Source organism: Rhodococcus sp. ACPA4 (assembly GCF_002300185.1).
GTDB classification, from domain to species: domain Bacteria; phylum Actinomycetota; class Actinomycetes; order Mycobacteriales; family Mycobacteriaceae; genus Rhodococcus_F; species Rhodococcus_F globerula.
The window spans coordinates 807225-832006 of the sequence record NZ_NSDY01000002.1 but is presented as its reverse complement, the minus strand read 5'-3'; the positions used below and the strand labels follow the sequence as shown (position 1 = coordinate 832006).

28 protein-coding genes and 1 tRNA gene are annotated in these 24782 nt (G+C 60.6%); 18 read left to right on the top strand and 11 right to left on the bottom strand.

The features are described 5' to 3' along the window. Positions 1 to 184 precede the first annotated feature (184 nt). From CJ178_RS27155 to CJ178_RS27140, 4 genes are all read left to right on the top strand, one after another. Complete coding sequence (locus CJ178_RS27155; RefSeq protein ID WP_095888413.1) at positions 185 to 1369, top strand: ROK family protein; 1185 nt, start codon at positions 185 to 187, stop codon at positions 1367 to 1369. Between the two features lie 197 nt (positions 1370 to 1566). Next, positions 1567 to 1639, top strand: a tRNA-Arg gene (locus CJ178_RS27150). 354 nt (positions 1640 to 1993) lie between these two features. Further along, on the top strand, positions 1994 to 2809 hold the full coding sequence (locus tag CJ178_RS27145; RefSeq protein WP_233364313.1) for a CPBP family intramembrane glutamic endopeptidase: 816 nt from the start codon (positions 1994 to 1996) through the stop codon (positions 2807 to 2809). A 197-nt stretch (positions 2810 to 3006) separates the two neighbouring features. Further along, positions 3007 to 3969: a formylglycine-generating enzyme family protein gene (locus tag CJ178_RS27140; protein WP_095888708.1), complete on the top strand. Its 963-nt coding sequence runs from the start codon at positions 3007 to 3009 to the stop codon at positions 3967 to 3969. A gap of 1 nt (position 3970) precedes the next feature. On the opposite strand, the gene CJ178_RS27135 is transcribed toward CJ178_RS27140, so the two are convergent. Both CJ178_RS27135 and CJ178_RS27130 read right to left on the bottom strand, forming a co-directional pair. Then, complete coding sequence (locus CJ178_RS27135) at positions 3971 to 4888, bottom strand: TauD/TfdA dioxygenase family protein (RefSeq protein WP_033234173.1); 918 nt, start codon at positions 4886 to 4888, stop codon at positions 3971 to 3973. A gap of 20 nt (positions 4889 to 4908) precedes the next feature. After that, on the bottom strand, positions 4909 to 5586 hold the full coding sequence (locus tag CJ178_RS27130; protein WP_033234383.1) for a TetR family transcriptional regulator: 678 nt from the start codon (positions 5584 to 5586) through the stop codon (positions 4909 to 4911). A gap of 206 nt (positions 5587 to 5792) precedes the next feature. Between CJ178_RS27130 and CJ178_RS27125 the strand changes: the two genes are divergently transcribed. Beyond that, positions 5793 to 8129, top strand: a complete 2337-nt coding sequence (locus CJ178_RS27125; RefSeq protein ID WP_092806714.1) for an arylsulfatase — start codon at positions 5793 to 5795, stop codon at positions 8127 to 8129. A gap of 63 nt (positions 8130 to 8192) precedes the next feature. Here the strand turns inward: CJ178_RS27125 and CJ178_RS27120 are convergent, their stop codons facing one another. The 4 genes from CJ178_RS27120 to CJ178_RS27105 form a co-directional block, all read right to left on the bottom strand. Continuing rightward, complete coding sequence (locus tag CJ178_RS27120) at positions 8193 to 9650, bottom strand: DUF4153 domain-containing protein (protein WP_095888412.1); 1458 nt, start codon at positions 9648 to 9650, stop codon at positions 8193 to 8195. A gap of 74 nt (positions 9651 to 9724) precedes the next feature. Continuing rightward, positions 9725 to 10720, bottom strand: coding sequence for a HAMP domain-containing sensor histidine kinase (locus CJ178_RS27115; RefSeq protein WP_033234382.1), 996 nt, complete (start codon positions 10718 to 10720; stop codon positions 9725 to 9727). Next, complete coding sequence (locus CJ178_RS27110) at positions 10717 to 11394, bottom strand: response regulator transcription factor (RefSeq protein WP_033234170.1); 678 nt, start codon at positions 11392 to 11394, stop codon at positions 10717 to 10719. Before CJ178_RS27110 ends, CJ178_RS27115 begins: the two co-directional genes overlap by 4 nt. 63 nt (positions 11395 to 11457) lie before the next feature. Then, complete coding sequence (locus CJ178_RS27105) at positions 11458 to 11982, bottom strand: NlpC/P60 family protein (RefSeq protein WP_052683592.1); 525 nt, start codon at positions 11980 to 11982, stop codon at positions 11458 to 11460. Between the two features lie 265 nt (positions 11983 to 12247). Here CJ178_RS27105 and CJ178_RS27100 point away from each other — a divergent pair, with 265 nt between their 5' ends. Both CJ178_RS27100 and CJ178_RS27095 read left to right on the top strand, forming a co-directional pair. Beyond that, positions 12248 to 13327, top strand: coding sequence for a serine hydrolase domain-containing protein (locus tag CJ178_RS27100; RefSeq protein ID WP_095888411.1), 1080 nt, complete (start codon positions 12248 to 12250; stop codon positions 13325 to 13327). A 174-nt stretch (positions 13328 to 13501) separates the two neighbouring features. Next, positions 13502 to 13921: a hypothetical protein gene (locus CJ178_RS27095; RefSeq protein WP_230590124.1), complete on the top strand. Its 420-nt coding sequence runs from the start codon at positions 13502 to 13504 to the stop codon at positions 13919 to 13921. Here the strand turns inward: CJ178_RS27095 and CJ178_RS27090 are convergent. Beyond that, the gene (locus tag CJ178_RS27090; protein ID WP_033234167.1) at positions 13912 to 14223 is read right to left on the bottom strand and encodes a MerR family transcriptional regulator; all 312 of its coding nucleotides are present in this window, start codon (positions 14221 to 14223) and stop codon (positions 13912 to 13914) included. The two genes, CJ178_RS27095 and CJ178_RS27090, sit on opposite strands and share 10 nt — an antisense overlap. 367 nt (positions 14224 to 14590) lie before the next feature. On the opposite strand from CJ178_RS27090, the gene CJ178_RS32910 reads away from it, so the two are divergent. From CJ178_RS32910 to CJ178_RS32905, 5 genes are all read left to right on the top strand, one after another. Further along, complete coding sequence (locus CJ178_RS32910; protein ID WP_165826319.1) at positions 14591 to 14734, top strand: hypothetical protein; 144 nt, start codon at positions 14591 to 14593, stop codon at positions 14732 to 14734. A gap of 73 nt (positions 14735 to 14807) precedes the next feature. Beyond that, a complete protein-coding gene (locus tag CJ178_RS27085) occupies positions 14808 to 15353 on the top strand; it encodes a Dps family protein (protein WP_033234166.1) in 546 nt (181 codons plus the stop codon). Positions 15354 to 15561: 208 nt separating this feature from the next. Next, positions 15562 to 15825 (top strand): GlsB/YeaQ/YmgE family stress response membrane protein, encoded by a 264-nt coding sequence (locus tag CJ178_RS27080; RefSeq protein WP_045069132.1) that lies wholly within the window; start codon positions 15562 to 15564, stop codon positions 15823 to 15825. A gap of 57 nt (positions 15826 to 15882) precedes the next feature. Further along, the gene (locus CJ178_RS27075) at positions 15883 to 16080 is read left to right on the top strand and encodes a CsbD family protein (RefSeq protein WP_033234164.1); all 198 of its coding nucleotides are present in this window, start codon (positions 15883 to 15885) and stop codon (positions 16078 to 16080) included. A gap of 89 nt (positions 16081 to 16169) precedes the next feature. Then, a complete protein-coding gene (locus CJ178_RS32905) occupies positions 16170 to 16325 on the top strand; it encodes a DUF6131 family protein (RefSeq protein ID WP_092806704.1) in 156 nt (51 codons plus the stop codon). 95 nt (positions 16326 to 16420) lie between these two features. Here the strand turns inward: CJ178_RS32905 and CJ178_RS27065 are convergent, their stop codons facing one another. Continuing rightward, positions 16421 to 16642, bottom strand: coding sequence for a CDGSH iron-sulfur domain-containing protein (locus tag CJ178_RS27065; protein WP_033234163.1), 222 nt, complete (start codon positions 16640 to 16642; stop codon positions 16421 to 16423). Here CJ178_RS27065 and CJ178_RS27060 point away from each other — a divergent pair, their 5' ends adjacent. The 4 genes from CJ178_RS27060 (at position 16643) to CJ178_RS27045 (ending at position 18932) form a co-directional block, all read left to right on the top strand. After that, positions 16643 to 17725, top strand: a complete 1083-nt coding sequence (locus CJ178_RS27060; protein ID WP_095888410.1) for an iron-containing redox enzyme family protein — start codon at positions 16643 to 16645, stop codon at positions 17723 to 17725. A 131-nt stretch (positions 17726 to 17856) separates the two neighbouring features. Then, complete coding sequence (locus tag CJ178_RS27055; protein ID WP_033234380.1) at positions 17857 to 18039, top strand: hypothetical protein; 183 nt, start codon at positions 17857 to 17859, stop codon at positions 18037 to 18039. Between the two features lie 63 nt (positions 18040 to 18102). Then, a complete protein-coding gene (locus CJ178_RS27050; RefSeq protein WP_095888409.1) occupies positions 18103 to 18396 on the top strand; it encodes a hypothetical protein in 294 nt (97 codons plus the stop codon). 74 nt (positions 18397 to 18470) lie between these two features. Then, the gene (locus CJ178_RS27045) at positions 18471 to 18932 is read left to right on the top strand and encodes a flavin reductase family protein (RefSeq protein ID WP_373557494.1); all 462 of its coding nucleotides are present in this window, start codon (positions 18471 to 18473) and stop codon (positions 18930 to 18932) included. Between the two features lie 9 nt (positions 18933 to 18941). Here the strand turns inward: CJ178_RS27045 and CJ178_RS27040 are convergent, their stop codons facing one another. Then, entirely contained in the window at positions 18942 to 21212 is a 2271-nt protein-coding gene (locus CJ178_RS27040) for an ATP-dependent DNA ligase (RefSeq protein WP_095888706.1), read from the bottom strand. 116 nt (positions 21213 to 21328) lie between these two features. Between CJ178_RS27040 and CJ178_RS27035 the strand changes: the two genes are divergently transcribed. Continuing rightward, the gene (locus CJ178_RS27035) at positions 21329 to 21601 is read left to right on the top strand and encodes a WhiB family transcriptional regulator (RefSeq protein WP_051730469.1); all 273 of its coding nucleotides are present in this window, start codon (positions 21329 to 21331) and stop codon (positions 21599 to 21601) included. 67 nt (positions 21602 to 21668) lie between these two features. Beyond that, complete coding sequence (locus CJ178_RS27030) at positions 21669 to 22577, top strand: ABC transporter substrate-binding protein (protein ID WP_095888408.1); 909 nt, start codon at positions 21669 to 21671, stop codon at positions 22575 to 22577. Between the two features lie 6 nt (positions 22578 to 22583). Here CJ178_RS27030 and CJ178_RS27025 read toward each other — a convergent pair whose 3' ends face one another. Both CJ178_RS27025 and CJ178_RS27020 read right to left on the bottom strand, forming a co-directional pair. Then, entirely contained in the window at positions 22584 to 24179 is a 1596-nt protein-coding gene (locus CJ178_RS27025) for a substrate-binding domain-containing protein (RefSeq protein ID WP_233364321.1), read from the bottom strand. 166 nt (positions 24180 to 24345) lie between these two features. Continuing rightward, positions 24346 to 24777, bottom strand: a complete 432-nt coding sequence (locus CJ178_RS27020) for a type II toxin-antitoxin system Rv0910 family toxin (RefSeq protein ID WP_095888406.1) — start codon at positions 24775 to 24777, stop codon at positions 24346 to 24348. Between the last annotated feature and the right edge of the window lie 5 nt (positions 24778 to 24782).

The window sequence follows — 24782 nt, the reverse complement described above, 5'->3', positions numbered from 1 at the left end:
CCTAGGTTCGTGCGCCCTCTGACCTCGTACTGCGACCCACCCGAGAACGCGGTGCCCAGTGAGTCAAGACACAGCCTATGCGCACTTCTGCTTTTTCACAATACCTACTTACGTCCTCAGAAGACTAAAGTAATAAATCTTTTGCATCCTGAAGTAACGCTGAGAGAATGCTTGAATAGAAGGTATGACCCGACCGCCCATCACTCCCGCCACAGCCGGCGAGGTGTTCTCGCTGATCCGCGCAGGTTCCGCGACCACACGAAGCGAAATCGGGAAACTCACGGGACTTTCCCGGACCGCGGTGTCTGCCCGGGTAAGCGCGCTGCAGTCGATCGGCCTGATCGCGGACGACGACGAAGGCCCATCGACAGGTGGCCGTCCGCCTGCCACCTTGACGTTCGACAAGTCCGCTGGATTGGTGCTGGTTGTCGCGATCGGCCGCTCGCGTGCGCAATTGGCCGTCACAGACCTGTCCGGCGCCATCCTCACCGCGGAAGACATCGACAAATCGGTGGGCGTCGGGCCCGACGAACTGATGCCTGAGATCGCCGATCACCTGACGTCATTGCTGGCCCGAATCGGCCGCCCGCCTTCCGAAGTCATCGGAGTCGGGCTCAGCATCCCCGGGACGGTCGACGTCGCAGCCGGAGCCAGTCTCGATTCACCGATGATGTCGGGCTGGGACGGTGTTGCCCTTGCTCCCTACCTTGCATCGGTCACAGACGCGCCGTTGTTCGCCGACAACGACGCCAACGTCATGGCACTCGCGGAACTCAGCGAAAGGCGTGAAAGCGCACCGAATCTACTCATGATCAAAGCCTCAACCGGCCTTGGCGCAGGCATCGTTCTCGGCGGTGTACTGCAACGGGGTTCACTCGGCGCCGCCGGCGAGATCGGGCACACCAAAACCGCTGCCGCCAAGGATGTCCAATGCCGGTGCGGCGACGTGGGTTGCGTCGAAACCGTCGCCAGCGGTTGGGCTCTCGTGCATGCACTCGAAGCCCAGGGCCGGGACGTCGGCCACGTCCGCGACGTCGTTCGACTGGCCCTCGACGGCGACGGAGAAGCGCGCCGATTGATCCGAACCAGCGGACGGCTCATCGGCGACGTGATCTCCGGCGCTGTCAATCTCCTCAACCCGGAAGTGCTTGTCATCGGCGGCGACATGGCCGAAGCCGACGAACTCTTCCTTGCCGGACTTCGAGAATCGGTCTACGGCAACGCAACTGCACTCGCCACACGCTCACTGCACATCGTGTCCGTCAGCCACGGGGCGCAATCAGGAATCCTCGGGTGCGCCGTCCTGGTACTCGACAATCTCCTGAGTCCGCGGGAAATCGACTTGAGGATTGCCGGCGCCGCCCGCTGAGGTTCGACGCCGCCCGCGCAGGTCCAATACTGCGGGCGCCTGTCGGCTTCGCGCCGTATGGGTTGTGCCGCTACACTGACTACCGCAGCTACGACGCCCAAGGCCCAACGCCAACCGGTCAAGTAGCGGCACCAGCCCAACCGGCAAGCGAAAACCGCAGTACAACACGGTTTTCATGCTTTACGGATGAGCTCCCCGCCCTCGTAGCTCAGGGGATAGAGCATTCCTCTCCTAAAGGAAGGGTCGCAGGTTCGAATCCTGCCGAGGGCACATTTATGCCCTTTCATCCAGGTCATAACATGTGCGCGACCTGCAACTCCGCCTAACCCGAGATCTCAACGAGTTGAAACGACGCGAACTGATCATTCGCGATGGATCGAAATTCCGGGCAAACTACGGGATCATTCGAGCGTTCCTCCCTGCGGTCGCCAGAGTGGACGAGTAGTTCGGACTGCACGACAAAAAGCCCCATCCCGCGCCAGAGAGATGGGGCTTTTCGGTCGTGGCAGCCTTACCGGCCCGGCATAACGAGCAATTCTGGGCGGATCAACAAGGGGCGAATCTGGCGTGACCTGCCGAGCGGGTCAGCCCGCGTCAAATCAATCTGCGCTCTAACATTGGGCAGTGGACATACACAAGCACGAGGGTCAGCCTCGCATCTCCGGGCGTCAACTCTCGTACGTCGCCTTCGCAGTGATCGTCATCGCGTACCTGGCAATTATTCAGTTCGGCGGCCGCCTCATCGCGGGTTGGAGCAACGAGGACGACACACTAACCACCCGTGGAGTCATCTTCACGATGGTGATCCCCTTGGGACTCGCCCTCATCTTTACCTACGGCGTCATCGCAGCTCTGGGTTGGTGGCGTCCAGTGCTCAAGGATGACCGACCGGTGAACCGCTGGGTGTGGGTCGTTCCTGCCATCCTGCTCGTCGCGATCCTCGTGGGCATCGACTACAGCGCACTCGCAGAGAAAGGCTGGCTGTTTGTCCTTGTCCTACTAATTGCCACGCAATTCGTCGGCTGGGGCGAAGAAGGAATGTTCCGCGGCATCGGAGTGACCATGCTGCGCAACCACGGACTCCGCGAAGGCCAGGTAGCCCTGTGGTCCAGTCTCATCTTCGGCGCCGTCCACCTCTCCAACGTCTTCGGACACGGCGCTTCCGCTGTCCCACAAGCAATCATTGTCAGCCTCGCTGGATACTTCTTCTACCTCACACGCCGAGTTTCGGGCAGTAACGCCCTGAACTCCGTACTCCACGGACTTTTCGACTTTGCTCTCATCAGCGGCAGCATCATCCTGTTGGACCAAACGTCGTACGTGGGCGCCTTCGCGCCAATCCTGGCCTACCCCATCATCGCCATCGTCCTACTCGTCAAACGGCACAAGATCGAACCTTCACAACCCACCGACAATCAGACGATCGCATCCAGTACCTAGACAGATCCTTCCCTGACGCGGCGCACCGGATCCATACCGATTCACTCCAGCGCGAGTTGTCCGTCTCCCTCGCCGCCTAAACTGCCTGCATTCAATTTTGAACCCGCGACAGGAAGGGTCGCAGGTTCAAATCCTGACGAGGGCACCAGATGGGATTCTCGTTTCACCCATTCCGGGCCGCATGTCATGCTGAAACCATGACGCCCTCAGCCGCCATGAGTACTCCCCCGAAGAACATGTCTTTGATCCCGGGCGGAACCTTCTGGATGGGTTCCGAGGACTTCTACCCGGAAGAACGCCCCGTTCACCAGGTGAGCGTCGACAGTTTCTGGATGGATACGACGGCCGTCACCGTGGCCGAGTTCCGCCGATTCGTCAAAGCAACAGGACACGTCACGACTGCGGAGAGCGCGCCCGATCCTGCCGACTACCCCGATGCCGACCCGGCACTGCTGGTGCCTGGCTCTCTGGTCTTCCACTCACCGCCAGGACCGGTCTCCTTGGACGACTACACCCAGTGGTGGACCTTCACACCCGGCGCGGATTGGCGCCACCCGGAGGGCCCGGGCAGCAATGTCGGTGGTCGCGAGAAACATCCCGTGACACACGTGTCGTACTTCGACGCGCAGGCATATGCCCAGTGGGCCGGCAAGGAACTTCCCACCGAAGCGGAGTGGGAGTACGCGGCGCGCGGTGGGCTCGACCGCAAGGCTTACGTGTGGGGCGACGAGGACTCTCCTGGCGGAAAGCCCGGTGGCAACGTGTGGCAAGGCCAGTTCCCGTGGGAGAACCTGCTCGAAGACGGCTACGAACGCACCGCTCCCGTTGGAAAATTCCGCCCAAACGGCTACGGCCTCCTCGATATGGCCGGCAACGTCTGGGAATGGACAGCGGATCACTACACGTCCGACCACGCCCACAGCACCAAGAATCTGGCACCGGCGACCTCGTGCTGCATCCCTCGCAATCCGCGCGCCGAGCTTGCAACGGAAACCGTTGCGGGAGAGACCTATCCGCTGCGAGTTATCAAAGGTGGGTCACATCTGTGTGCACCCAACTACTGCCTGCGCTACCGGCCGGCCGCGCGGCAGAGCGAGTCCGAAGAGTCCTCGACCTGCCACGTCGGCTTCCGGTGCGTCGTGCGAATTCCGCAGGAGTAGATCAGAAGGGTGCGTCGCCGAGAATCGCGACGCGCTCCATGATCCGTCGATGCGGGAAGTAGTCACTGGCCGCGTAGTGCTGCGTTGCCCGGTTATCCCAGAACGCAATGGAATTGGCTGCCCACTTGAAACGGCACTGGAAATCCGGAACCTTGACCTGCGCGAACAGCAGGTTGAGCAGGTCGTTGCCTTCCTGCGGATCCATGTCCGGAATATGCGTGGTGAAGAGGCTGTTCACAAACAGCGTTTTGCGGCCCGTCTCGGGGTGCTTGCGCACCATCGGATGCAGGACCGGCGGGTACTGCTCCTTCATCTTCTCGAGCTTTTCGGGTGACATGCTGCGGCCGAAGGACGGAACGAAGTCGTGGACCGCCTCGCGTCCGTCGATCAGCTCCTTGACCTCGTCAGGAAGGCAATCGAACGCGTTGCCCATGTCGGCCCACAGGGTGTCGCCACCGGCCGGCGGAACATCGATCGCACGCAGGACAGAGCCTAGCGGCGGTGTCTTCGTCCAGGTCACGTCGACGTGCCAGATGTTTTCGGTGCCTGGGCTGTCCTCGCCGCGTTCGAATCGAACCACGGCCGGAACTTCACCCTGCGGGAGCAGTGGGTGAACTTCGAGTTCGCCCCAATTGCTGGCAAAGTCACGGTGATTGAGACTCGAGATGTTCTGGTCGCGGAAGAACACAACCTTCCATTCGAGCAATGCACGACGGACGTCGTCGATCTGCTCGGCCGACGGATCACGCAGATCGATGTTGCTGATCTCAGCGCCGATGAACGGTGTGACCGGGGTGAGAGTGAAACGCTCGTACGGCATCGACTCGACACCTTCGGGATTACGACGCATCCCGCGAGGACCGAATTCGATTGTGTGATTGCCGATTTGAACTGTACGAGACGACGTGAGTGCAGCCATGAAAATAGCTCCGTTTCGATTTACGTGTTGACTCGCGCGTCAGTGGACTGCGCGATCTTGCTTCGGGTTCGTGTGTGCTCACTCTGCGGAGCCAGCAGTGCCGCCACCATGAGGTCGACCAGATGGTCGACAGTTGTGTCGAAATCCGCCTTCACCACGGGATTTCCCTCTTCACGCCGCTGCTCGAAAACAGCAAGCGCGGCGACGGTCATGTTGGACATCAGGTCGATCCGCTCGACAGCGACACGACGCGAGAGGTGGTTCAGTGCCCGTGTCAGCCGCGAGACAACTTCGTTGTTCGCCTCGCTGACCTCACGGAACTCGACACTTTGTGTATCGACCGAGGGCGAGACCCTGGCGATGAACCGCGCATAGTTCGATCCGTCGGCAGTGGCAAGGAAATCTGCAAGAGGGTAAATGAACGCCTCGACCAAAGCTCGAACCGTATCCGTACGCCCACTCGAGTCGATGTCGTCGAGGTACGTCAGACGCGCAATGTTGATCTGACCCATCCGATACCGGAACACTGCCAGCACCAAGCCGTCCCGACCACCGAAGTGATACTGAACCGCAGAGTTGTTGCGTTGCCCCGCTGCTGCCGCGACATCGCGCATCGACACCTCGTGAATGCCACGTTCGGCAAACATGCGTTCTGCGACGGCGATCATTGCACTCTTGGCATCTGACGAGCTGGGCATGAGATGGAGCATATAAGTCAGTGCCTTAAAACTGCAACCCCAATTGCCGTCCGCCTTTATTGACCGCCGGGGGTTAACAAAGGCGCACACAGCGGGGACGGAATCCCACTCAACGAGAACTTGCCAGTGAATGCGACATCGGGAGTTACGCTGCAGATTAAGTCATCTACTTAATTCTCGGCCTCGATACAGCCAGGAGCCCACTTGTGAATCGTCATTCCATCCCGATCATCCCCGAGACGCCGAACGTCGCCGCATCCGTCGACTACCGAGACCAGAAGGTGCCATTCACCCGGCCAGAGCCAATTCGCCCGCCGGCCGGGGCACCCAACGTTCTGCTCGTCATGATCGACGATGTCGGATTCGGCGCCCCCTCCGCTTTTGGTGGCCCGTGCCGTACCCCGACGGCTGAACGCCTGGCAGACACCGGGGTCAAGTACAGCCGATTCCACACTGCCGCATTGTGTTCACCAACCCGAGCCGCCACTCTGACGGGCCGCAATCATCACAGCGTCGGCATGGGTGTCATCTCCGAGATGGCAAACGCCGCACCCGGATACAACGGAACCCGGCCTGCCTCGGCGGCCACCGTTGCTCGCATTTTGCAGGGAAATGGTTACGCTACGGGCGCTTTCGGCAAGATGCACCAGACTCCGACCTGGGAGACCACAGCGGCGGGGCCGTTCGATCGTTGGCCGGTACGCGAAGGGTTCGACAAGTTCTACGGCTTTCTGGGCGCCGAGTCCGACCAGTTCACACCGGTTCTCTACGAGGACTTCACGATGGTGGACCTGCCCAAGACGCCACAGGAGGGCTATCACCTCTCCGAGGATCTGGTCGATCACGCAATCGAGTGGGTCGAGGGCGTCAACACCATGGACCCGGACAAGCCGTGGTTCTGCTACCTCCCCTTCGGCGCGTGCCATGCGCCCCTTCAGGTTCCGGACAGTTACCTGAACAAGTACGTCGGCGAATTCGATCACGGATGGGATCGCCAGCGAGAGATCACTCTCGAAAAGCAGAAGGAACTGGGCGTCGTCGGGCCGGATACCGTCCTGGCTCCGTGGGCACCGGGCGTTCCACACTGGGATGAGCTCGATGACGACCAGAAGAAGGTCTCGGCCCGGCTCATGGAGTTGTACGCCGCGTTCCTCGAGCACACCGACGACGAGGTCGGGCGACTGGTGGATCGCCTGCAGGACATGGGCGTTCTGGACAACACCCTCGTCCTCTACATGATGGGTGACAACGGAGCCTCGGCCGAAGGCGGCATGGAGGGTTCGTTCAACTACCTCGCCGGGCTCAACGGCTACAAGACCGCGACCGCAGACGTGCTCGCCCGGTACGACGAACTGGGTACCGAAACCAGCTATCCGCACTACCCGGCTGCCTGGGCACTAGCGCTCGACACCCCGTACCAGTGGGCCAAGCAGGTTGCCTCTCACTACGGCGGAACCCGCAACGGGCTGATCGCGCACTGGCCCAAGGGAATCGAGAATCCCGGCATCCGTGAACAGTGGCACCATTGCGTCGACATCACCCCGACGATCCTCGAAGCTGCCGGCATCCCGGCTCCGACAAGCGTCGACGGTGTAACGCAGAAACCGATGGAGGGTGTAGCGATGAACTACACCTTCGATGATCCAGCGGCCGACGAGCGGCACACCACACAGTATTTCGAGATCTTCGGAAACCGCGGCATCTACGATCACGGTTGGACCGCAGTCACCGCGCACCGTGCCCCGTGGCTGATGGCAACGCACGGACTGGAACTGACGTCGCTGAGCGACGACAAGTGGGAGTTGTACGACACGACGGTCGATTGGTCGCAGGCCCGTGACCTCGCGGACGAACATCCCGAGATCCTCGCGCGACTCAAGGAAAAGTTCCTGGTCGAGGCCGCCAAGTACCAGGTGCTGCCTCTCGACGACCGTACCGTCGGACGGCATTCGACACCGGAATCACGTCCGCCGCATCCCATGATGGGCCGCAAATCGCTGACGCTGTACCCGCACATGAACGGGCTGGTCGAGAAGGCAGCACCCAACTTCTTCAACCGCTCGTACGCATTGACCGCCAACCTGGGCAGCGTCGCCGACGGCATGCTTGTCAGCCTCGGTGGCCGGTTCGGCGGATTCGCTCTGTACATCATCGATTCCGTCCCCGTGTACTGCTACAACTTCAGCGGTGGTGGCCGTACCTTCGTGCGCGCCGAGAAGCCCCTGTCCCCCGACGCCAAGGAAGTCTCGGTCAATTTCGACTACGACGGCGGTGGTATCGGCAAAGGCGGTCTCGCGACGGTGCGCGTCGACGGCGAGGTTGTCGCGGAGGGCAGGGTCGACAAGACTACCCGGGCGATCTTCAGCATGAACGAGCAGCTTGATATCGGAATCAACCGTGGCAGCCCGGTTTCCGAGGAATTCGCGGAGAAGGGCACGTTCCGCTACGGCGGCAAACTCAACAGCGTGACCATCGACTTGCTTCCGACGCGTGATGTTGTGTCCGCGCAGGAGCGCGAGAAGATTTCGCTGGCCGTGCACTAGGCCGCAGGGCAATTGTGCAGCCGCAGGGGTAACTACCTCTGCGGCTGCACAATCGGCGCGCGGCTATCCGAACAGGATCTCCCTGGCCTGCTTGCGCGCACTGTTGAACTCCCACCACGAATCTTCGGATCCGCGCAGTTCCTGTTTCAGGTACCACAGCGAATCACTGCGCTGCGGCTCCGGCAGTCGATCAAGTGCAGGAACGGCATCGACCGAAAGCGTGCTCAGATAGTTCACGTCGATGCTCTTCCCCTGCTCGAAGCGCTCGACGTTCTTCTCCGCGATGTACGCATCAGGGTTGAAGAACGCAAAGCCCAGCAAGCCCACAGTGGCCATGGCGAGTACAGCCGTCGGCAGCCACGCGCCCGACATCCGCACTCCCGCGATGATCAGCAAGACAAAGACCAGCCCGAGCAGCAGTTCGACGGCAAAGACGCTCACTCGCAGCCTCGTGAATCCGTACTGGTTCTCGTACAACCACATTCGATGAACGGCCGACGCCACAATGACAAGGCTGAACGTGCACAGCGCGCCAAGCAGCCCCCGGGCCAGTGCCCTCGATCGGCGATCATCGCGATCTACACGCCGAACCGCAACCGCGATCACCAACAACGTCAGCACCGTCACCATCATCAGCTGCCAGAATCCTTGACGCGCATAGTCTGCATACGTCAGACCGTCGGTGACCTGGACGTGTTTGTCGCCGCCGAACAGCGTCTTGAGTTGCACCGCAACAAATCCCAAGAACAGCACGTTCAGCATCGCGAGCGGCACCACCCACTCCCACAATGGCAGAGGCGACGCCGGCATGGGAGCAAGCGCGTCGACGTCAGGCGTTCGGCGCCGTAGATACACAGCCGTGAGCGTCCCGAAAGCCACCAATACCCCGATCAACAGGTGAGCGATTGTTTCATCGACTCGAATCGAGGGAGCGGCGCCGTCGAAGAACTTCGCGAATTCCGGATCCGCACTGGCAAAAAGAGATCCGAAGATCAGGAGCATTGCGACGCTGACGGCACCTACGGCCACCACACGAACGGCCGGCACTCGCAGCGCTGCGCCGGGTCTCGCGTTTCTCCGCCGGGCAAAGCGCATCACCCGTAGTGGAGCGCGCCACGGCATGATCGTTCCCAGCGCGATGCCTGTCCACGTCCGGCCACCGATCAACGCCCAGGTGAACACAACCCACGCTGCCACCAGGCACACAAAGACAAGCCATCCCGCACCGCGGACCGCAGCCACACCGAACAGCGCAAGTGCGCCGGCGCAGGCTCCCCATTGAATCGGAGTCAACCGTGGCGGCGTGAGGAGCCCGACAACTACCGTGACACCGACAAACACGATCGCGTAGGCAACCCCGATGGTGTCGACATCGAGGATCAGGGCGGCAAGAACACCCACCACTGCCGATCCGATCAGCATCGGACGCGTAGGAATGGACGTCCGATCTCGACGCCATACGCGTGGCACCAGTGGGGCAGGCGCACTGGGTTTTGGTGCAACAGCAACCGGAGCAGTCATTATCAGACCTACTTTCAGGATCGGCAAATCAGGCGCGGACCCCGTTTGGGGCGCGCCGTCGATAATCGGTTAATTCAGTTCTGCGGCAGTACCACTCGAATACAGCACCCAGCGTGCGCATCAACAACGGCAATGGTGCCGCCATGTAATTCGACGGCCCACTTCGCGATGGCAAGCCCAAGGCCGGTGCCACCGTCCGTGGAACCCCCTCGGATGAATCGGTCGAAGACCTCGGAGCGTGCAGCCGGCTCGATCCCCGGGCCGTCGTCATGGACATCGATCACGACGGCGTGCGCAGTATCTCTGCGCACGCGAATCACTGCGTGTACGTCGTTGCCGCCGTGGCGAACTGCGTTGTCCAGCAGGTTGGTCACGACCTGATGCAGGCGATCCGGATCGGCCGAGATGCTCAGCGAAGCAGGGCTCACATCGATGACGACGCCTCCCCTACGCTGCGACATCAATTCGTCCAGGAACGGCTTCATCTCGAACATCTTGGGATTCAACGGCATTGCACCACCCTCGAGTTTCGAGAGATCAAGCAGATCGTCCACCAGAGCACCGAGACGTTCTGTTTGAGCGAGAGCCGAACGCATCGTCTCCGGATTCGGATCCTGCACACCGTCGACAATGTTCTCGAGCATCGCCTGCAAAGCGGTGATCGGCGTGCGTAACTCATGCGACACGTTGCCGATCAGCTCGCGGCGATACCTGTCGTCGGCACCCAAATCCTCGGCCATTCGATTGAATGCCGTTGCAAGTTCGCCCACTTCGTCGCGCGATGTCGCCCGCACTCGACGGGAATAGTCGCCACGCGCCATAGCCTTGGCCGCTGCCGTCATCTCGCGAAGTGGTGACGTCATTCCGTGTGCGAGCACCTGCGTAACACCCAGGGCAACAAACAATGCCGTCAACAGCGCGAATCGAAACGGTTGTTGCGATGTCAGCCAGAAACCACCGGAAGCGAACAACAATGCGGCGACAACCAACAACCCGACCTTCACCTTGAAGGACCGCATCGGGTCGAGCGGTCGTGGCCACCGCGCAAATAGCCGGTCGACGACGCTCATCGCGGCACGTCCCACGCGTAGCCGACGCCATGAACGGTTCGGATCACCGAGGACCCCAGTTTGCGTCGTAGCGCCTTGACGTGAGAGTCGACGGTGCGACTCCCCGCCCCCTCGCCCCATCCCCAGATCTCCTCGAGCAGCGACTCGCGGGGAATCGCGGCTCTTGGTCGCTCTGCCAGATACACGATCAGATCGAATTCGGTCCGCGTCAGGTGTATTTCTTGCGCGTCGCGGCGCACCCGACGCTCGGTCAGGTCGATCACGACGTCACCGAACTCCAAGAGATCGGATAGCGGCTGCGAGGGACGACCAGCACGCCGGAGCAGCGCCTGTACCCGCGCAACCAGCACCCGCATGCTGAACGGCTTGCTGAGGTAGTCATCAGCACCGACACCCAAACCGATCACCATGTCGGTTTCGTCGGCGCGCGCCGTGAGCATCAGCACGGGCACAGCTCGTACGGCCTGGATTCGACGACACACTTCGAGGCCGTCGAATCCAGGCATCATCACGTCGAGAACCACCAGGTCCGGATTGATCTCGGCGCACCGCGCGACAGCACTGGGTCCGTCGAATGCCATCTCCACGTCGAATCCCTCGGCGCGCAGACGCGCGGCAATCGATTCGCAGATGCTGACTTCGTCGTCGACCACGAGCACTTTTCGCTGACTCATGGAACTGACTGTATTAGCCCGACGTGGATGAACCTGGGAGGACTTGTGAAGGTTTTGTGCAGATTAGAACCGTCGAATGTTGTTGATCGGGAGATCAGCCAAGGGGGTCAGACCCGTGGGAACTCCGACGCCGTACGCGTTGAAGACCATTCCGAAGCCCGCGTAGATTCCGACGTGCGTTGCGCCGGGATAGAACGTGATGACGTCGCCGGGAACTAGTGCCCACCGCGGAACCGCTTGTCCCACACGGGCTTGCTCTTGGCTGGTCCGCGGTAGATTCACGCCGGCCTGCCGGAACGCCCATTGCACCAGCCCGGAGCAATCCCACGAGTTCGGTCCGACGCCACCCCATTGGTATGGCTTTCCGGTTTGGGTGGTGGCCGCCGCCAAAGCGATCAAACCTGCGGGACTGGGGATCGGAAGGGCCGCAGATCCGCTGCTGATACTGCCCATACTGCCCAGTGACCCGGTACTGCCGGTACTACCGGCGCTTCCCGGTTCCGCGAGAGCGGGCGCTGCAGTCAGGACCAGAACGCTTCCGGTCAGCAGGGCTGCAACCGTTCCCCTGCGCAGTGTCGACTTCCTCATGCAACCGTCCTTCGTTGAGGTACTGCGGTGCGGCCATCGCACCGAAATAGCGTTGAACTGGTCGGATCTGAAATGAGCATGTGGCCTTCGGATGCTAACGATCATCTCGGGCAATTCGGACAAGAATCGGCAACCCTATGCAGAATGAGGCCCTTTGTCCCCGCCCAGTCCCAGACAGCCCAGTCCTTGGCGCCCGAGAAAGATCAGGGGAAAGATCCGGGATTTCCTGGATTCCCGCGAGCCGAAAGATCCTTAGATTCGACTCATGCGCTCACACGTCTTGGCCACCATTGCCGTAGTTGCGACCTCGATGGCACTTGTCGGATGCGCGACGCTCCAACGGACCGTCGAGGTTCAATCGGATCTGGATTCGCTCACGAAATCGGGCGCAGTCGGCTCGATTGCCACGCTCGACGACAACTCGACCACTACGGTTCTGACCAGCGGTGTGCCTCACCAGACGAATGGCGATTCGATCGGCCCTCGCTACCGAGTCCGGATCGCCGGCGTGACAAAAACATTCACCGCAGCACTCGTGCTGCAACTGGTTGCGCAGGACAAGGTCGGCCTCGATGCACCGGTCCAGCGCTACCTCCCAGGACTTGTGCCGGGTGACACCATCACCGTCCGGCACCTACTGCAACATCGCAGCGGGTTAGCCGAGTTCGCCGGCGAACCCAACGCCGACGAATGGGTGGCTGCGAACGAAAATCGCACGCTCACGCCAGCCGACGCTGTGGCCATCGCTTTGAGCAAGCCCGCGCAGTTCGAGCCCGGATCAGCTTTTCGCTACACCAACACCAACTACATAGTTCTCGGGATGCTCGTAGAAGCTGTGACCGGCCGAAGCTACGCGGACGAGCTGCGCACTCGGATTCTGGAACCACTGGAACTCGAGGACACCTATCTCCCACCACCGGGTGAACGAGACATCCGAGGTGAGCACATGACCGGATATGCCGATCTACCCGGCGGGCGCACCGATGTCTCCCGGATCGAACCGTCCATCCCCTGGTCAGCAGGTGCCCTGGTGTCTACCGGCAAGGATCTCAACACCTTCTGGCGGGCCTTGTTGAGCGGCAGAATCGTGCCGGAGAACGAACTCACCGAGATGACCACCCCACACGCCGGTGCCACCGAAGCCGAAGGCCTGGGCTACGGCTTGGGAGTCGGATCCACCGAACTGCCCTGCGGGGTTACCTACATCGGACAAAGCGGTGGAATCTACGGCTACTACACACTGTCCGGTGCAACGGAAGATGGCGCATACACCGTGACGCTGACCTCGACGCCGAAGGAACAACCGGACATAGTGGCCATGCTCTCTCACGCGCTGTGCCCCTGAACAGCTGCCGGCCGGTCGTTGGGCGCGCCCGATACCTCCGGAATCTGCCGACAGGTGTCTGGGATAGGATGAATTTCAGTTCCGTGCCTGGTATGGGCGTTGAACCGTCTTTATCCTTGCCGTGCTGTGCTGCATGGGCTACGTCGAACAGATAGGCCGACCATTCCACTCACTGTGAAGTACGCGGAAATTTACAACGATGCGCTGATCGCGCTGGCAGCAGCCACGCAGCGACCGGCGAACATCGTGCATCTGGACGACGCGTACGCCATTCGGGTAGATCTCGAGTACAACCGCTACGTCGTTGCCACAAACACTCCTCACGGTTTGTCGAACGAACCCGGTATCAGTGGAACCTGGTTGGTTCGCTTCTTCCAGGCCGATATCGACGGCGCGCCGGATGAATTGCTCACCGAAGCAACAAACCAGTGGCTCATCGACGCCTTCGATTCCGCCCTCGCGTCCCTCGAAGCCGGCGGAAACAAGATCGTCGCCGATGCAGACTTCGGGGATATCAGCCGCACTGAAGCGACTGACGTCGATAACAACCGCACTGAAGCGACCGACGCCGACTCACGCGGCGATCAGGCCTGACCGTCAGCAGATTCACTCAACTGAGCGATCCTCGCCGCAAGAGTTGAATTTTCGGCCTCGAGCGAGAGAATCAATCGAACTCCGACCAAATTGACTCCGTCGTCGATCAACGCGGTGATGCGACGCAACGTCTCCAGATCTGATTCGCTGTACCGGCGAGTTCCACCACCGGTGCGCGTAGGCGTCAGGAGTCCTCGTCGCTCGTACAGTCTCAACGTCTGTGGCCCGACTCCGGATAACTCCGACATCACCGAGATGCCGTAAACGCCACGCCGTGAGCGCGTGTGTGGCTCTAATGTCACTGCAAGCCTCCTCGACCCAATCGGCGATTCCACGACTTTAGCACTTCCAGGCAACGAATCTGTTCGCGGGAGCATAGATTTCATATCGGCGATCGGGGCCGAAGATTTTTTCAAATTCAGGACTTTCGGCATTTCGCCTGTACAGGGCGGCCATTTGATCACCTGACTGATTCAGACTGGAGTCGATCCGCTCGTTCTGGGGTTGCTAATTATCTGCGTCGGCTGGTATAGATTTTAGTACGTCCTGACGAGAACATGCGTATCAAATTGCAGACAGATTTGGGTGTTGGGAGGCGCAGAACACGGCGCTGACGAGAAGCGGATCGCCCGATTCTCACTACTTACACCCCTAGACCGCAGGAGCAAGATGACGACGATCGACATCCCGTCCGCACCGAGCGGCGAGATCAACTCCGGTAGCTCGACCTTGGCCACGCCGGAACTCAAACTTCGAATCGCCATGATGTTCGGGGATCCGATAACCGAGGACCTGGCCGGAAGCATCAACTGAATCGACAGACACGATCCGAAAGTATTTGTGCCGCAGCAGCACACAGCTCGGCACTCTGACGAGAGGAAGATACATGTCTACATTCACGATCCCGGGACTGAGCACCGACGACGGCGCGCGCGTAGCCGCAGTTCTGCAGGAACGCCTGAGCGCGTACAACGATCTACACCTGACCCTCAAGCACATTCACTGGAATGTCGTAGGCCCTAATTTCATCGGCGTACACGAAATGATCGATCCCCAAGTCGATTTGGTCCGTGGTTACGCGGACGACGTTGCCGAACGCATCGCCGCACTCGGGAACTCCCCGAAGGGAACCGCCGGCGCTATCGAAGCCGACCGCTCGTGGGACGACTATTCAGTCGGACGTGACGACGCTCGCGCACACCTCGCCGCGTTGGACCTCGTGTACACCGGCGTCATCACCGATTCCCGGGCCGCGATCGACTCGGTCGGAAAGATCGATCCCATCACCGAAGACATGTTGATCGGTCAGACAGCGCAGCTGGAAAAGTTCCAATGGTTCGTCCGGGCTCATCTGGAGAACTCAGGCGGAAACCTTGTGCACGAGGGAAGTTCGACGGAACTCGACGCCGCCGACAAGGCCCGTAAAGCCTGAACCGTGACCAAACGCGAACTTCGGATATTCCAACTGCAGCAACGACTGTTGGCCGGATCGATAGTAGTGGGAACACTGCTCGGGGCTGTAGCTATCACTTCCCTCTGACCTCAGTTTTTTTAAAGGTCCAAGATGACCTCAATCGTGGAATCCCCAATCTCGGAATCCCACTGTCACTTGGAATCCAATTGTCACAAGGAGACTCACTGTGCTCGGACTCGGCATCATCGGTTGGATCATCATCGGCGGACTCGCCGGCTGGATCGGCAGCAAGATCATGAAAACCGATGCCTCCATGGGAATCGTGCTGAACATCGTCGTCGGCATTATCGGCGGTCTGATCGGCGGATTCCTTCTCAAATTGTTCGGTGTCGACGTCAACGGTGGTGGCCTGATATTCAGCTTCTTCACGTGTGTACTCGGCGCGGTGATCTTGCTCTTCCTGGTCAAGGCCGTCACCGGCCGACGGTGAATTTCCCAGATCCAGAACGACTCGAATCAATCTCTACCCGAAAGGATCACGATAACCATGGCTGATTTCATCGACAAGGCAAAGCACAAGGCCGAGGAACTCATCGGCGAGGCAAAAGAGAAGGTCGGACACAAGACCGACAACGACGATCTTGCCGCCGAGGGCGCCAAGGATCAGGTCTCAGGCAAGACCAAACAGGTCGGTGACGATATCTCGGATGCTGCAAGCGATATCAAGAACAAGTTCACCAACTGAGCGGATGCACTGGTGCCGCCGCCAGTGAACAGATAGCGGAAGTCCGTAAATCACGGCAACTTCCTACGCATCGGAGATGAGGATTCACCATGATTGTTCTCGGCATTATCTTGGCACTGGTCGGCTACTTCACGTCAATCAGCATTCTGACTACGGTCGGCATCATTTTGGTGGTCGTCGGCGCGGTCTTGTCGCTCCTCGGCGCTACGGGTCGCGCGGTGGGCGGCCGGAAAGTCTGGTATTGATCCACCCCGCTAACCTGCCCGGTGGCGCGTTCGCCGATCACTCCCGATCGGTAAACGCCCCGCCGGGCGTTTGCCGTAAAACCGGGTTCAGCCACTCAGGAACGTCGAACTTTTCTCTTTTTGTGGGTACCGTCGCAGAAGGGAGGTATCGCTGTGCCACCGCAACGACACAGCGCCACCGTTGCACGTTCACGGCTGATCGGGTTGCCGTCGGCGTCGACCAGCGTCGCCGGACCTCGAACCAGTAGTGGCCCGTCTGGGCATACAGTGATCGTGACAGCGGAATCGTCGCCCCCAGGATCGGAATCGGAGTTCATATGTCCTCCACACGGATTGATCTAACACCATCGCAAGCACTGGCAACCGGCACTCGCATGCCGATCCCCTCCGCGCGAGGACAGGTCAGCGAACTGCTGATTGCACTGTTGTCTGGATCCGACGCTAACCCTGCTGCCTTCACCGCCGCCGCTCGGAGTGCGGCCGGAGAGCACGATGGTACATCGATCGTGTTCGACGACGACGCACAACTGTCGCTGACGCTGCTGTACGAACTACACCTTCAGGGACTCGCCGGAGTGTCTGACGAATGGGAATGGAACCTCGATCTTCTCGCAGGACGGGCCGCGCTGGAGTCGTCGTTCGAGGCAGCAGTCCGTTCGATCGTCGCATCCCGAAATCTTGAAGCCCAACCTCTCGACGCCGGGGACGTCGTCTCACAATTATGGGCGATGACCGCGCCGTCGACCGGGCCGAGCATGTCCAAGTTCATGGCGACAGACGCCAGTGCCGAACAGTTCGAAGAGGTACTCATCCACCGTTCGCTCAACCAGCTACGAGAATCCGATGTTCACACGTTGGGAATTCCGCGTCTGGCCGGAGCCCCGAAAGCCGCGCTGGTGGAAGTCCAAGCCGACGAGTACGGCGGCGGGCGATTGGAGAGGATGCACTCCACCCTCTTTGCCAACACCATGCGCGAACTCGGACTGTCGGATCGGTACGCACACTATCTCGACGTCGTTCCGGCAGTGACCCTTGCGAGCCTCAATGTGCTCTCGCTCTTCGGATTTCATCGTCGGCTGCTCGGGGCGTTGATCGGCCATCTGTGCGCAGTGGAAACCACGTCGTCGCTTCCCAGCAAGAACTACAGCGCCGGGCTGCGTCGCCTAGGTTTCAGCTCGCGGGCAACACTGTTCTACGACGAGCATGTAGAAGCCGACTCCGTTCACGAACAGATCGCAGTCCGCGATCTCGCCGGCAAGCTAGCGGAGCAGGACCCCACCATGGGGAGCGACATTCTGTTCGGCGCCGCTTCATGTTTGGCGTTCGACGACCTGCTGGCCGAACACATCACCGGTTGCTGGGACCGCGGTGAGACTTCACTGCGCAGTTCACCCCGGTAAGCGGCCCGGCAACCTCAGAATTTGAACGCTTACATGATATTATCTGTTTCCACGGATGCAGATTAGCTTTTTCTGGTGCGATCGGTAGGTCGCTCCCTCGATTTCCCGTCGAGATGAACCCAGGAGGCATGATGACCGGCAAACAAGAAAACTCAGGCGACGTTTCACCTGATGATGTCGAAACCGTCACAACCGATTCAGGTTCCGAAAATGCGGACAGCGACGTCCAATCCGATCCGTCAGGCGACCAACCCTGGTCCGGCGAAGGCGGCGCAACAACACACGGACCAGCGACCGATCCGCACAACGGGTAGAGCGCAACACAGATATACACACCGAAATGCCTTCGGGGTTGACTTCCGAGAACGGAGAACACAGTGGCTGAAACAAACGGCGACCTACCCGTCGACGACGCACATACCAATCGATCTCACGTAGGCGAAGGGATCGCCGACGGACGGAACTACCCCGGGTACCTTCTCATCGGGCTTGCGCTCGCCACGCTCGGATTAACCTTGGTGGCACTAGGTTACGGTTTTCAGGGATGGGCATTGATCGCCGGCGCAGTGTGCGCTGTGTCCCTCGCGCTGGGCGTAGCCGCCGTCCTTCTCGAGCGACGACGCGTCAAGCGCCTCGAAGGCCATAACCTCACGGATCAGGAAGGTCATTGATCGGCAAACGCCCCAACGGGACTCGAGGAGCACCCGGCAACTCTGACGACAACGGCACAAGCGCATTCGACACACTGGTCGGCGAACTCGACTACCCGATGTTTGTCGTCACCACCGGCGAGGGCAACCAGCGGTCCGGATGTCTGGTCGGTTTTGCATCTCAGGTCAGTATCGCTCCTCCGCGTTTTCTCGTTGGACTGTCGAACAAGAATCACACGTTCCACACAGCATTGACGACGGAATTTCTTGCTGTCCACGTCATCCCGAGGGATCACATCGAATTGGCAACGTTGTTCGGGGGATCCACCGGCGACGATATCGACAAGTTCGCGCGTTGCGCCTGGCATCCTGGCCCCCATGAACTCCCGATACTCGATGAGTCCTCCGCATGGTTCAGCGGACGCATTATCGACCGCATCCCTCTCGGAGACCACGTAGGTTCCCTACTGGATCCCGAATCAGGCTCTGCACCTGGCGATCTCGGTACGGTTGTCACCTACACCGACGTCCGCGACCTCGAGCCCGGACACGAATAGCGTTTCCCCCTACGTATCCCGCCGCACGTCCGTCGGCGACTTGTCCTCCCGCATCCCCCGCCAACTGGGGTGCCGCAGGCGACCACTCGCGGTCCAATCCATGAACCGCACTTCACCGACCAGTTCGGGACGGATCCATACCGCTCCCTTGCGATCCTCCGTCGGAACATCATCTTCGAACGGGCTTTCCTTCTGCTGCAAGGGTTCCAGTACCGCCAGCAATGTTTCCAGGTCGCGGTCGGTGAAGCCGGTCCCCACCCGGCCGACGTAACTCAACCCGTCTTCACCCGGAATTCCCATGAGAAGTGCGCCGATCCCCCGGGCCCGATTGCCTTGACCCGTGCGCCACCCGCCGATCACTACCTCTTGTGTGCGCCAGTTCTTGACCTTGATCCAACTCGAACCCCTCCGCCCCGGCAGGTACACCGAGGCGCGACGCTTTGCGACAATCCCCTCCCAGCCGGATTCGCGGCTCACCTCCAGCGCGTTCGCCGGGGTTCCGTCGATCTGGGGTGGCACGGTGAGATCGCCGACCTTCGCGGCCAACGCACTCAGCACAGTCCGACGATCGGTGTACGACTTGCGCAGCAGGGAAACTCCGTCGAGATACAGGAGATCGAAAGCCAGAAACTCGGGTTCGCCGCCGCGCTGCAAAGCCCCGAAATCGGTGACACCTTCCGCGTTGTACGACACCACTTCACCGTCGAGAACCACCTCGTGGCCGTCGAGAACCGAAGCAAGTCCAGCCAGCGCGGGATAGTCGCCGGTCTTGTCGTTACCGGCTCGGCTGCGGAGCGACAGTACGCCCGAATGAAATTCGAGAATCACCCGTATCCCATCCCATTTACCCTCGAATGCCCACTCGTCCTCATCCAGACCCTCGAGCGATCCGGGCGTCGCGAGCATCGGTTCGATCCCTTTCGGAAACTCGATTCCGAAGCTGGATTTCTGATCCTTCATCAGATGCATCAGCCACTGGTCACCTTTGGTCCGAATCAGCGCGAATCTGCCCCGCACTCGGTTCCCGTCCAAGCGCACGATCACCTCGTCGTCACGCCACTTCTCGGTCTCGTACGTGCCGGAATCCCAGATCGTCATCGATCCGCCGCCGTACTCTCCCTTGGGGATCGTGCCGGAGAAGGTGGCGTACTCGAGCGGATGGTCCTCGGTGTGGACAGCCAACCGGTTCTCCCCCGCGGTGGTGGGTACCCCTTTCGGAACTGCCCACGACACCAGCACACCGTCACGTTCGAGCCGAACGTCGTAGTGCAGGCGTCGCGCGTGATGTTCCTGAATCACAAAGGAATTGCCGAGCGCGCCGGGGGAAACAGAATCCGGTACCGGCTCCGGCGTCCGGTCTGCCGCACGCTTGTTTCGATATCGTGTCAACGAATCCTGCTGCACCACGGGAGGGTCGAGAGCAGCCAACAAGTCACCGCCGGAATCAACGCGTTCGAGAACCTCGTCGAACAGCAAGTGTCGCAACTTCGGGTCGTCGAGTTCGTCCCAACTGCGCGGCGCGGCAACATAAGGCTGGGCACGCCCACGCATCGAGTACGGAGCGATTGTGGTTTTGGCCGCGTTGTTCTGGCTCCAGTCGACAAATATCTTGCCGGCTCGAACATTTCGCGCCATCGTCGCTGTCACCAGATCCGGATGGATCTTCTCGAGTCCCACCGCGATCTGCTTGGCGACGGTCGACGCACCACTGCCGTCCAGCGGCCGATCGAGCGGCACATAGAGATGAATACCCTTGCTTCCGCTGGTAACGGGATACGCTGTCCAGCCCAGCGTCCCCACAAGATCCCGGATGGAACGGGCCACTTCGGCACATTCAGCCAGCCCGACGCCATCCCCCGGGTCGAGATCGAACACCAATCGGGTTGCGGGCCCGCGCTCGGAACCGTCGAATCGCCATTGCGGAACATGTAATTCGAGGGCTGCTTGTTGACCGAGCCAGGCAAGCGAAGCAACTGAATCGAAAATGGGATACGTGACCACTCGGTCGGAATGCTGTAATGACGCGCGGGTCAGCCAATCCGGCGCCGACGATGCAAGGTTCTTCTCGAAAAATGATTGACCGTCCACCCCGTTCGGCCAACGTTTCCGCGTTCCCGGCCTACCGACGACATGGGGAATCATGACTGCGGAAATTCGAGTGTAGTAGTCGATGACTTCGGCTTTGGTGGTTCCACTCTCGGGATAGAGCACCTTCCCGAGATTGGTCACGGGCACGGTTATGCCATCGAGTGTGATCTGGCCCCGATCAGTCGTCGCCATCTCTTCATTGTGCTGCAGCGCCCGTGATCCGGCAGTAGAAATCGCTGCGATCGGAACCCTGTCCTCGCGCAACCCTCACCGGCCACACTGAGGCTCGAGCCGAAAGGACAACCACGATGACAACGCAGCACATGTCGGAACTGTGTGTGGACAACAACTGGCGCATGCTCGCAACCTGCAAGTCCGTTGATCCAGCGGTTTTCTATTCACCCGGCGAGGAACGCGGGCGCAATCGGCTTGCGCGCGAACAAACGGCCAAGCAGGTGTGCTTCCGCTGCCCGGTGATCAACGACTGCCTGAACTTTGCACTGGAGACCGGTGAACCACACGGCGTCTGGGGAGGAACGACACCAACGGAACGCCTCGTTCTCCGTCGCTCAGCAGCCTGAAAATTGGCCGGGTACAAGACCCCGATCACATCGATACCGGACATACAGGCAAGATGGCAACGTGCCTATGCCACGACGTTGCGTTGCCGTAACTGCAATCTTCGCCTCCGCGATCCTCTTGGGTTCATGCTCCACTCAGCCTGAGAGCGCCGCTGCAGTCCCGGAAACCACCACCAGCATTCCCGAGGCCTTCACCAAGCTTCCGTCCACTGCAGCCGTGACGGAATGCGGTCCGGGCAGTGGCACGACCACCAACGACGGCACACTCACCATCGCTACCGGTTCGCCGTCGTACGAGCCCTGGTTTCACGACGGCGATCCGTCGAACGGGCAAGGATTCGAGGGTGCAGTGGCCCGCGCTGTGATCGAGAAACTTGGTTACAACCCCGATCAGGTCACGTTCACGAGCGTCGCATTCAACGACGCGCTGAAGCCTGGCAGCAAAGACTTCGACTTCGCGCTCGACCAGTTCACGATTTCCGGAGATCGCCGCGAGTCCGTCGATTTCAGCTCGCCGTACTACGCGGTGGCGCAGTCGGTCATTGCCTTGCAGAACAACGGCGCTGCACAGGCCACGGATCTGAATTCACTGACGCAGTACCGACTTGGCGCACAGGCCGGGTCGACCAGCCTGCTTGCCATCACCGAGACCATCAGTCCGTCAACCCCGCCGCGCAGTTACGCCAACACCGACGAAGCCAAGGCCGCATTGGCGGCCGGCGAGATCGACGCCCTGGTTGTCGACATTCCCACCGGATTCCACATCACGGAGACCGAACTGCCACAGTCCGTGATCGTCGGACAGTTTCCGCGGCCGAACGCCGTCACCGAGTTCTTCGGTGCCGTCCTCGAGAAGAACAGTCCACTTACCGCGTGTGTGTCGGCCGCAGTCGACTCACTGTATGCCGACGGAACCCTCGAAGCTCTTGCCACCGAATGGATCACCGATACTGCGGACGCAAAGATCCTCGACTAGATCCGATCAGTTGCCACGGCCGCTGATCGCGCCGACAAACACCTTGGGGATATCGGCGGGTGTGGGTGCGAAGTGACTGTTTCCGCCGGTGACTGCTGAAATCTGTTTCAATACTTCGGTATCCGCATCGCCGGTGACGCCGATGGTGATGATCGGTACCGGACGGGCGGCATCGCGCTCGCGTGCAAGAGTGTCGAGCAACTCCTCCCGCGAGATACCGGACGGATCGTCGTTGGCCCCGTCGGTCAGGAGAATGACCGAGTTGATCGACGACGGGTCATACGTGCTCTGGATCTGACGAAATGCCGCCAGAACACTGTCGTACAACCCAGTTCCGCCACCGACAAGTGACGGTAGCTCGTCGACGTGAGACAGAAGTTTGGTCCGATGATCGGTGTCGCCCTCGGGCGCATCCATGCGCGCAACAGGCTCGAGTTCGCGGTAATCGGTGCCGTCGCCGAGGTCGATCGAGAAGGCCCACAGACCCAATTGTGCATTGGCGGGGAACATTCGGATCGCGATGTCGCCGGCCTGCGCCGTAGCGGCCATTCGGGTAACGCCGCCCTCCATGTAGTCCATCGAGCCGGAGACGTCGACAACCGCCAATGCGCGGGAGGGCCGGGACAGAATCTCGTAGCGCGCCAGCGCTGTGGCCACCACAGACGGATCGCTCGGAACCAACGGCGTGATAATCCCGACGCCGCCGCTCGGCAACGGTTCGTTGCCCGCTGCACGAAAACCCAGACCGGACAAGGCTGTGCGGCCGCTAGCAGACGTGAGTGCGTCGGCGAGAACCTGCGCGGCCGGCAGTGCAGTCGATTCTCCGGTCAGCGCCATCGGGTAATTCATGAACACCGTGCCGGACGTCGGCACTGCGGCGGTCAACCGAGCGTCGGGATGAGCGGCCATGTACGCGATGAACGTCTGTTCGGTGGTGACCGCGGTTCCGCTGTCCGCGGCAACCTTTTCTATGCGGATGGTCGAACCGGCTTCCTTCACATTCCCGAGTTGAGCTTGTGCCACGGGAACCAATGCGGCCGAGATGGACGCGGTATCGCCGCCGCGCGCCTGAGTTTCGGCAAACGCGGCAACGATGGGTGCGCTGGACACAGCGCTGGAAAGCGGATCACCGATATGCAGTCCTGGAACTGCCAGGACGTCGAGCCAGCTTGCCGGACTGGTAGTTTCACCGGATTTCGACACCGTGACCACCGGTGTGGACGCTACCGACTCACTGACCTTCGAGACGGAACGACCAGCCGCCCCGGCCTTGTCGAGCCATTCTGACGAATCGGGTATCCAGATCGCCGGACCGGAACCGCCGAGCGCAAGATCCCCGTAGGTTCGAGCCGAGTCCTGGGACACCACGGTGAACGATGCGCAACCGAGCTTTTCCGGATCAATCGTCGCCACTACCGCCTCGACGCCGGTGGCAATGGACGGATCAACTGCTACCACCAGATTGTCGGTCTGTGTGCACTCCGATGTCGCGGCGGTAGGCGTGACCGTCGGAGCATCCTCCCCCAGATTGCTGAAGGTGACGGCAAACGCCGCGGAACCTGCGACGGCAACCACCGACAGCACTCCAACCAGTACTTTCACCGATCGCGGCATAGACGCTGTTGGTACCCCGGACGAGCCGTGACGACCAGACATGTGCGGAATCCTCTCCGGCGGAGCACCAGGTTCATAACAAACCTATGCCCGGTTTATCCCGCCGAAAAGAATCCTAACTCATGTTTGCCGCAAAGTAACTACTTGCGAAATTTCAAGCGTAGATTCGAACGAACTGCGCCAACGACTGCTCGATATCCCCTTTGAGTGCCCGAGCAACGCCGGAACCGATGGGTCCGAAAAGCGGAGCGCCACCGAGTTCGACGGTCAACGCCAACTCCGAACCCGTGCCCTTGGCCTTGACGTCGAGTTCGAGCCCCAGCTTGACCCCGCCCTTGCCGTCACCCTTGAGCGACAACGCCGAGGGCACGTCGTACTTCTTGATGGTCCAGCGCACACGATTACGCAGGCCTTTCACCGTGACAACTGAGCTGATCTCGGTTCCCACCCCCAACTGTTCGGGAAGTTCCCCTCGCCAACCGTCATGGACGACAAGCCAATTCTCGTAGCCACTGAGATCTGATGCCTTGTCCCACACTTCCTGCGGCGGAAGGGGGACGTCGATCGTCACTGTGAGTTTTGCCATGGTGG

Excerpts from the sequence above, each read along its gene's own strand:
- CJ178_RS27035 (WP_051730469.1), top strand. The coding sequence starts at position 21,329 with ATGACAACGCAGCACATGTCGGAACTGTGTGTGGACAACAACTGGCGC.
- CJ178_RS27155 (WP_095888413.1), top strand. The coding sequence starts at position 185 with ATGACCCGACCGCCCATCACTCCCGCCACAGCCGGCGAGGTGTTCTCG.
- CJ178_RS27100 (WP_095888411.1), top strand. The coding sequence starts at position 12,248 with ATGCGCTCACACGTCTTGGCCACCATTGCCGTAGTTGCGACCTCGATG.
- CJ178_RS32905 (WP_092806704.1), top strand. The coding sequence starts at position 16,170 with ATGATTGTTCTCGGCATTATCTTGGCACTGGTCGGCTACTTCACGTCA.
- CJ178_RS27075 (WP_033234164.1), top strand. The coding sequence starts at position 15,883 with ATGGCTGATTTCATCGACAAGGCAAAGCACAAGGCCGAGGAACTCATC.
- CJ178_RS27020 (WP_095888406.1), bottom strand. The coding sequence starts at position 24,777 with ATGGCAAAACTCACAGTGACGATCGACGTCCCCCTTCCGCCGCAGGAA.
- CJ178_RS27135 (WP_033234173.1), bottom strand. The coding sequence starts at position 4,888 with ATGGCTGCACTCACGTCGTCTCGTACAGTTCAAATCGGCAATCACACA.
- CJ178_RS32910 (WP_165826319.1), top strand. The coding sequence starts at position 14,591 with ATGACGACGATCGACATCCCGTCCGCACCGAGCGGCGAGATCAACTCC.
- CJ178_RS27055 (WP_033234380.1), top strand. The coding sequence starts at position 17,857 with ATGACCGGCAAACAAGAAAACTCAGGCGACGTTTCACCTGATGATGTC.
- CJ178_RS27060 (WP_095888410.1), top strand. The coding sequence starts at position 16,643 with ATGTCCTCCACACGGATTGATCTAACACCATCGCAAGCACTGGCAACC.
- CJ178_RS27130 (WP_033234383.1), bottom strand. The coding sequence starts at position 5,586 with ATGCCCAGCTCGTCAGATGCCAAGAGTGCAATGATCGCCGTCGCAGAA.
- CJ178_RS27065 (WP_033234163.1), bottom strand. The coding sequence starts at position 16,642 with ATGAACTCCGATTCCGATCCTGGGGGCGACGATTCCGCTGTCACGATC.
- CJ178_RS27110 (WP_033234170.1), bottom strand. The coding sequence starts at position 11,394 with ATGAGTCAGCGAAAAGTGCTCGTGGTCGACGACGAAGTCAGCATCTGC.
- CJ178_RS27085 (WP_033234166.1), top strand. The coding sequence starts at position 14,808 with ATGTCTACATTCACGATCCCGGGACTGAGCACCGACGACGGCGCGCGC.
- CJ178_RS27140 (WP_095888708.1), top strand. The coding sequence starts at position 3,007 with ATGACGCCCTCAGCCGCCATGAGTACTCCCCCGAAGAACATGTCTTTG.
- CJ178_RS27030 (WP_095888408.1), top strand. The coding sequence starts at position 21,669 with ATGCCACGACGTTGCGTTGCCGTAACTGCAATCTTCGCCTCCGCGATC.
- CJ178_RS27105 (WP_052683592.1), bottom strand. The coding sequence starts at position 11,982 with ATGAGGAAGTCGACACTGCGCAGGGGAACGGTTGCAGCCCTGCTGACC.
- CJ178_RS27120 (WP_095888412.1), bottom strand. The coding sequence starts at position 9,650 with ATGACTGCTCCGGTTGCTGTTGCACCAAAACCCAGTGCGCCTGCCCCA.
- CJ178_RS27040 (WP_095888706.1), bottom strand. The coding sequence starts at position 21,212 with ATGGCGACGACTGATCGGGGCCAGATCACACTCGATGGCATAACCGTG.
- CJ178_RS27115 (WP_033234382.1), bottom strand. The coding sequence starts at position 10,720 with ATGAGCGTCGTCGACCGGCTATTTGCGCGGTGGCCACGACCGCTCGAC.